Origin of the sequence: Cupriavidus basilensis OR16, assembly GCF_000243095.1 — a bacterium.
Classification (GTDB): domain Bacteria; phylum Pseudomonadota; class Gammaproteobacteria; order Burkholderiales; family Burkholderiaceae; genus Cupriavidus; species Cupriavidus basilensis_D.
On sequence record NZ_AHJE01000150.1, the window covers coordinates 1 to 7672 of the forward strand.

Here is a 7672-nt window from a genome sequence, read left to right on the forward strand (position 1 = left end):
TGACGAGGCCACGCAGTACGCCGGGTTCCTTCACGCCGGCGTGATCGGCGCGCTGGTCGATACCGCCTGCGGCTTCGCGGCCACCACGGTGGCGGGGCCGGTGATGGCGTCTCACTACTCGGTCAATTGCATGGCGCCTGCCGTGGGGGCAGGGCTTTGTGGCCCGGGCGACCGTGACCAAGGCAGGCAAGCGGCAGGTGTTTGCGCGGGCGGAAGTGTTCGCTGAGCTCGACGGCGGCGAACTCAGGCTGGTGGCTTCGGGCGAGGTCATTCTTGTGCCCGTCGATCCGCAGGGCGCCAAGGCGGGTAAGCCACGCGATTGAAGCCATAAAAGCAATTAACCGCCAGGCATTTGGCGCGTACGGCAAAACCGGTGCCGTCTCGTGCGGCTCCGTAGTTTGCCCTGCAAGCGGCTTCGGCAGGCCTGTGCAAGCCGCCAAGATGCGGGGTGAGGCTTGATTGGAAGAGTGACAGTCCGATCGCTGCGCGACCGGACTGTCACTCAGGCGACGCGGCCAGGCCGCGAGCTGAAATGCGCGCCCCGGCAGGCCGCGCCCAGGGTGATATTCACGCGTGCGTGCCGGCTTGCCTCAGAACGCGTCGCCGGGCACGCGCACCCAGCCTTCCATCAGTACCCGCGCACTGCGGCTCATGATGGCCTTGGTCACGGTCCATTCGCCGTCGACCTGGCTGGCTTGCGCGCCTACCCGCAAGGTGCCCGAGGGATGGCCGAAGCGCACCGCGTTGCGCTCGCCACCGCCGGCGGCGAGGTTCACCAGCGTGCCGGTGATGGCCGCCGCGGTGCCAATGGCGACCGCGGCCGTGCCCATCATGGCGTGGTGCAGCTTGCCCATGGACAAGGCGCGCACAAGCAGGTCGACGTCGCCGGCGGCAACGGGCTTGCCGCTGGACGCCACGTAGTCAGCCGGCTTGGCGACAAAAGCGACCTTTGGGGTGTGCTGCCGGGTAGCTGCCTCATCGATATGTTTGATGAGGCCCATGCGCACCGCGCCGTGGGCGCGGATGGTCTCGAACATCGCCAGGGCCTTGGCATCGCCGTTGATGGCGTCCTGCAGCTCGGTGCCCTTGTAGCCGATGGCTTCCGCGTTCAGGAAGATGGTCGGGATGCCGGCGTTGATCATGGTGGCCTTGAGCGTGCCAACGCCCGGCACCTCCAGGTCGTCGACCAGGTTGCCGGTGGGGAACATGGCGCCGCCGGCACCGTCTTCCTCTGCCGCCGGATCCATGAACTCGAGCTGCACTTCGGCGGCGGGGAAGGTCACGCCGTCGAGCTCGAAGTCGCCGGTTTCCTGCACGGCGCCATTGGTGATGGGCACGTGCCCGATGATGGTCTTGCCGATATTGGCCTGCCAGATGCGCACGGAGGCCACGCCGTTCTGCGGCACGCGGCTGGGGTCGACCAGCCCGGCGCTGATGGCGAAAGGACCGACGGCGGCGGAGAGATTGCCGCAGTTGCCGCTCCAGTCGACAAACGGCTGGTCAATGGAGACCTGGCCGAACAGGTAGTCGACGTCGTGGTCGGGCTTGCCGCTCTTGGCGAGGATGACCGTCTTGCTGGTACTGGAGGTCGCGGCACCCATGCCGTCGATCTGCTTGCCGTAAGGGTCCGGGCTGCCGATCACGCGCATCAGCAGCGCATCGCGGGCCGCGCCCGGTACCTGCGCCGCTTCCGGCAAATCCTGCAGGCGGAAGAACACGCCTTTGCTGGTGCCGCCACGGATGTAGGTGGCGGGGATCTTGATCTGGGGTACGTGGGCCATGAAATTCCTGTCCTGATGAAACCGGGCGGTACGTCGCCGTACCGCCCGAACACGTTGCGGGTCGATGCGCCTGCGCGCGCTTACGCAGCCGCCTTCGACGATTCGAGGAAGTCCTGCGCGAAGCGCTGCAGCACGCCGCCGGCCTCATAGATCGACACTTCTTCCGCGGTGTCGAGGCGGCAGGTCACGGGCACTTCCACGCGCTCGCCATTCTTGCGATGGATCACCAGGGTGAGGTCGCAGCGCGGCGTGCGGGCGCCGATCACATCGTAGGTCTCGGTGCCGTCGATGCCCAGGGTGGTGCGGTTCACGCCCGCCTTGAACTCCAGCGGGAGCACGCCCATGCCGACCAGGTTGGTGCGGTGGATGCGCTCGAAGCCTTCGGCGGCGATGGCTTCCACGCCGGCCAGGCGCACGCCCTTGGCGGCCCAGTCGCGCGACGAGCCTTGGCCGTAGTCAGCGCCGGCAACCACGATCAGCGGCTGCTTGCGGGCCATGTAGGTCTCGATGGCCTCCCACATGCGAGTGACCTTGCCTTCCGGCTCGATGCGGGCGAGCGAGCCTGGCTTGACCTTGCCGTCGACCACTACCATTTCGTTCTTCAGGGTAGGGTTGGCAAAGGTGGCGCGCTGCGCGGTCAGGTGATCGCCGCGGTGGGTCGCGTAGGAGTTGAAGTCTTCCTCCGGCAGGCCCATCTTCGCCAGGTACTCGCCGGCGGCGCTATCGAGCATGATGGCGTTGGACGGCGACAGGTGGTCGGTGGTGATGTTGTCGCCCAGCACGGCCAGGGGCCGCATGCCCGTGAGCGCGCGTTCGCCGGCCAGCGCGCCTTCCCAGTAGGGCGGGCGGCGGATATAGGTGCTCATCTCGCGCCAGTCGTACAGCGGGTTGGCCTTCTCGCCGGTGTCGGCGGTCACGGCGAACATCGGCTCGTAGACCTTGCGGAACTGCGCCGGCTTCACGCTGGCGGCAACCACGGCGTCGATCTCTTCATCGGACGGCCAGATGTCCTTCAGCGTCACCGGCTTGCCATCGGCGTCGGTGCCCAGCACGTCTTTCTCGATGTCGAAGCGGATGGTGCCGGCAATGGCGTAGGCCACTACCAGCGGCGGCGAGGCCAGGAAGGCCTGCTTGGCATACGGGTGGATGCGGCCGTCGAAGTTGCGGTTGCCCGATAGCACGGCGGTGGCGTACAGGTCGCGGTCCACGACTTCCTTCTGGATCACCGGATCCAGCGCGCCGGACATGCCGTTGCACGAGGTGCAGGCGTAGGCCACCACGCCAAAGCCCAGTTGCTCCAGTTCCGGCAGCAGCTTGGCTTCTTCGAGGTACAGCGTGACCGCCTTGGAGCCCGGCGCAAGGGAGCTTTTCACCCACGGCTTGCGGGTGAGGCCGAGCTTGTTCGCATTGCGGGCCAGCAGGCCGGCGGCAACCATGTTGCGCGGGTTGTTGGTGTTGGTGCAGCTGGTGACGGCGGCGATGATCACCGCGCCGTCCGGCATCAGGCCGGGCTCGTTCTCGACCTTGCCGCTGATGCCGCGCGCGGCCAGCTCGGAGGTGGGCACGCGCTTGTGCGGGTTGGACGGGCCGGCGATGTTGCGTACCACGGTGGACAGGTCGAACCTGAGCACGCGCGGGTACTCGGCATTTTTCAGGCTGTCCGCCCAGAGGCCGGCTTCCTTGGCGTACGTTTCCACCAGCTTGACCAGCGCATCGTCGCGGCCGGTGAGCCTGAGGTACTTGATGGTCTGCTCGTCGATGTAGAACATCGCGGCGGTGGAGCCGAATTCCGGCGCCATGTTGGAGATGGTCGCGCGGTCGCCCAGCGTCAGGTGGGTGGTGCCTTCGCCGAAGACCTTGCGCAGGAATTCGGTCAGGGCCAGCACGGTGTCCGTCGCGGTGATGCCCGGCTGCGGCTTGCCGGTCAGCTCCACGCCGATGATGTCGGGCAGGCGCATCCAGGAGGCGCGGCCCAGCATCACGCTCTCGGCTTCCAGGCCGCCCACGCCGATGGCGATCACGCCCAGCGCGTCCACCATGGGGGTGTGGGAGTCGGTGCCGACCAGCGTGTCGGGGAAGGCCACGCCGTCTTTCACCTGCACCACCGGGCTCATGCGCTCGAGGTTGATCTGGTGCAGGATGCCGTTGCCCGGCGGAATCACGTCGACGTTCTTGAACGCCTTCTTGGTCCAGTTGATGAAGTCGAAGCGGTCTTCGTTGCGGCGGTCTTCGATGGCGCGGTTCTTCTCGAACGCATCGGGATCGAAACCGCCGCACTCGACGGCCAGCGAGTGGTCCACCACCAGCTGCGTCGGCACGACCGGGTTGACCATGACCGGGTCGCCGCCCTGGGCCGCGATCGCGTCACGCAGGCCGGCGAGGTCGACCAGCGCGGTCTGGCCCAGGATGTCATGGCAGACCACGCGCGCCGGGAACCAGGGAAAGTCCAGTTCCTGCTTGCGTTCGATGATCTGCTTGAGGGAATCGGTCAGCGTTGCCGGGTCGCAGCGGCGCACGAGGTTCTCGGCCAGCACGCGCGACGTGTACGGCAGCTTGTCATAGGCACCCGGCTGGATCGCATCGACCGCGGCGCGCGTGTCGAAGAAATCCAGTTGGGTGCCGGGCAGCGGTTTGCGGTTTGCAGTGTTCATTTTGTAGGGAAGGAAGAGAGTAATGATCAGGGGGTGGCGGCCGTGCTTCGCGGCCGGCTACCCCCTTCTCCCACGGGCGGTACAGGGGAGCAAACCGGCAGCCGGGTGTTACTTGCGATCCTTGATCGGCACGAACTTCAGGTTCTCCGGACCCGTGTAGTTGGCGCTGGGGCGGATGATCTTGTTGTCGATGCGCTGCTCGATGATGTGGGCAGCCCAGCCGGAGGTCCGCGCGATCACGAACAGCGGCGTGAACATGGCGGTCGGCACACCCATCACGTGGTAGCTCACCGCGCTGAACCAGTCCAGGTTGGGGAACATCTTCTTGATGTCCCACATGGTCGTTTCCAGCCGTTCGGCGATGTCGAACATCTTGGTCGAGCCGGCGTCTTTCGACAGGCGGTGCGCCACGTCCTTGATGATTTGGTTGCGCGGGTCGCTGATGGTGTACACCGGGTGGCCGAAACCGATCACCACTTCCTTGTTTTCCACGCGGCGCACGATGTCGGCCTGGGCTTCATCGGGGCTGTCGTAGCGCTTCTGGATCTCGAACGCCACTTCGTTGGCGCCGCCGTGCTTGGGGCCGCGCAGCGCGCCGATGGCGCCGCAGATCGACGAGTACATGTCCGAGCCGGTGCCGGCGATCACGCGGCCGGTGAAGGTGGAAGCATTGAATTCGTGCTCGGCGTACAGGTTGAGCGAAGTGTGCATCGCACGTTCCCACTGCGCCGACGGCTTCTGGCCATGCAGCAGGTGCAGGAAGTGGCCGCCGATGGAGTCGTCGTCGGTTTCGACCTCGATGCGCTTGCCGTTGTGGCTGTAGTGGTACCAGTACAGCAGCATCGAGCCGAGGCTGGCCATCAGGCGGTCGGCGATGTCGCGCGCGCCGGGGGTGTTGTGGTCATCCTTTTCCGGCAGGACGGTGCCGAGCACGGACACGCCGGTGCGCATCACGTCCATCGGGTGGGCGCTGGCGGGGACCCATTCGAGGGCGGCCTTGACGTTGGCGGGCAGGCCACGCAGGGCCTTGAGCTTGACCTTGTAGGCGGTGAGTTCGGCGCGGGTGGGGAGCTTGCCGTGCACCAGCAGGTGGGCGATCTCTTCAAACTCGCAGGTCTCGGCGATGTCGATGATGTCGTAGCCACGGTAGTGCAGGTCGTTGCCGGTACGGCCGACCGAACACAGCGCGGTGTTGCCGGCGGTCACGCCAGACAGGGCGACGGATTTCTTCGGCTTCGGGGCGGCTAGCGGTTGCGCTTCGGACATGGGGGGAGTCTCCTTGGGGATGCTGTGCTGACAGATGTTGCTTGCGATCGTACTGCTGTGCAGTTGTGCTTACTTACTTGGCCTTGCCCTGGGCAAACAGGGCGTCCAGTTTTTGCTCGTAGGCGTGATAGCCGATGCTCTCGTACAGCTCGGCGCGCGTCTGCATGGTATCGACCACGTTTTGCTGCGTGCCGTCGCGGCGGATGGCAGCGTACACGTTTTCGGCGGCTTTGTTCATGGCGCGGAAGGCCGAGAGCGGGTACAGGACCATCGACACGCCGGCACTGCCCAGTTCCTCGGTGGTGAACAGCGGCGTAGCGCCAAATTCGGTGATGTTCGCCAGCACCGGCACCTTCACGGCGTCGACGAACTTGCGGTACATGGCCAGGTCGGTCATGGCTTCGGGGAAGATGGCGTCGGCACCCGCTTCCACGCAGGCCACGGCGCGCTCGATGGCCTTGTCCAGGCCTTCCACGGCCAGCGCGTCGGTGCGGGCCATGATGACGAAGTTCTCGTCGGTACGGGCATCGACGGCAGCCTTGATGCGGTCGACCATTTCACCCTGCGAGACGATTTCCTTGCCTGGGCGGTGGCCGCAGCGCTTGGCGCCGACCTGGTCTTCAATATGCATCGCGCCCGCGCCGAACTTGATCAGCGACTTGGTGGTGCGCGCCACGTTGAAGGCGGAGGCGCCGAACCCGGTGTCCACGTCGACCAGCAGCGGCACGTCGCACACGTCGGTGATGCGGCGGATATCGGTCAATACGTCGTCCAGGTTGGAAATGCCCAGGTCCGGCAGGCCGAGCGAGCCCGCGGCCACGCCGCCACCCGACAGGTAGATCGCGCGGTAGCCCGCGCGCTTGGCCAGCAGGGCATGGTTGGCATTGATCGTGCCGACGACCTGCAGGGGATGCTCATCGGCCAGGGCCTGGCGGAAACGGGCGCCGGCGGAGCGGGCGAGGTCGGAAGTGGAGAAGGTCATGATCATCGCTTTAGGAGTGGACGGCTGATAAGCGCAAGGGGTGTGCCAGCTTGTGTCGGCGGTGCATCGGGCCTGGTGGCGAATGGGGCGGGTAGGGCAGGCGCCTTTGCCAGGCTTGGGCTGGCGGCGATTCAGGCGGTTTCGTGCCCACCGCTGCATTGCCTTCAAAGTGCATCGCGCATTTCAAATTTGAAAGGATTGCATTTCAATATTGAAATGCAATCCGCCTAGGCGCACAATCTCCAGATTAGCGCCATCCGGCGCATCCGCAGCGTTTTTTGTTCCGATGAATTCCGGCATTCTCCCACCCCTCAACCCTGCGGGCACCGCCACGCCGGCCCGCCCGCGCATATGGGCCATCGGCATCAGCCGCCTGTCCCGGGCCTTTGCCGACCTGATTCCCGGCTACGCCGCCCAGGCGGAATTCCGCATTGTCGGCAAAGGCTTTGCCGCCGCCGCCAGCGCCGTCGCGCGGGAGGCCCGGGAGGGCCGGCTCGATGCCGTCGTGGCGGGCGGCTCCAACGGCGCTTACCTGCGCCAGCATGTGGACGTGCCGGTGGTGCTGGTCAAGGTGACCGGTTTCGACGTGATGAGTGCGCTGGCCACGGCGCGGCGCATCTCACCGCGGGTGGCGCTGGTGACGCACGCCGCTACCTATCCGGAAGTGGACGAGTTCGTGCGCACCTTCTCGCTGGCGATCCCGGCCTACACCTACCTGACCGAAGACGATGCCGCCGCCCGCGTGAAGGCGCTCAAGCAGGAGGGCGTGCAAGTGGTGGTGGGTCCCGGCCTGGTGACCGACCCTGGCGGACAAGATCGGCTTGATCGGCGTGTTCCTGTACTCGGGCAATTCTGTGCGCGGCGCGCTGGAGGACGTGATTGAGGCGGCCCGGTTGCGCCGCATCGAGTCCGGGCGGCGCGACTACGTCAATACCATCCTGGCGCACCTGAACGAAGGCGTGGCCGCGGTGGATGCGGAAGGGCGCATCCAG

The 7672-nt window shown here is 66.2% G+C and carries 4 protein-coding genes and 2 pseudogenes; 2 read left to right on the forward strand and 4 right to left on the reverse strand.

The window, feature by feature from the left end; translation table 11 throughout:
* Positions 1-226: pseudogene (locus OR16_RS46855) on the forward strand (hypothetical protein); the annotation flags it as partial.
* 364 nt (positions 227-590) lie between these two features.
* Here the strand turns inward: OR16_RS46855 and prpF are convergent.
* From prpF to prpB, 4 genes are all read right to left on the reverse strand, one after another.
* Positions 591-1781 carry a 2-methylaconitate cis-trans isomerase PrpF gene (gene prpF / locus OR16_RS36155; protein ID WP_006163978.1) on the reverse strand — a complete coding sequence of 397 codons (1191 nt, stop codon included), beginning with the start codon at positions 1779-1781 and terminating at the stop codon, positions 591-593.
* 80 nt (positions 1782-1861) lie between these two features.
* The gene (acnD, locus tag OR16_RS36160; protein WP_006163982.1) at positions 1862-4432 is read right to left on the reverse strand and encodes a Fe/S-dependent 2-methylisocitrate dehydratase AcnD; all 2571 of its coding nucleotides are present in this window, start codon (positions 4430-4432) and stop codon (positions 1862-1864) included.
* Positions 4433-4540: 108 nt separating this feature from the next.
* Positions 4541-5698: a bifunctional 2-methylcitrate synthase/citrate synthase gene (prpC, locus tag OR16_RS36165; RefSeq protein WP_006163984.1), complete on the reverse strand. Its 1158-nt coding sequence runs from the start codon at positions 5696-5698 to the stop codon at positions 4541-4543.
* A 73-nt stretch (positions 5699-5771) separates the two neighbouring features.
* Positions 5772-6680 (reverse strand): methylisocitrate lyase, encoded by a 909-nt coding sequence (gene prpB / locus OR16_RS36170; protein WP_006163986.1) that lies wholly within the window; start codon positions 6678-6680, stop codon positions 5772-5774.
* A gap of 286 nt (positions 6681-6966) precedes the next feature.
* On the opposite strand from prpB, the pseudogene OR16_RS36175 reads away from it, so the two are divergent.
* Positions 6967-7672: pseudogene (locus OR16_RS36175) on the forward strand (PrpR N-terminal domain-containing protein); the annotation flags it as partial.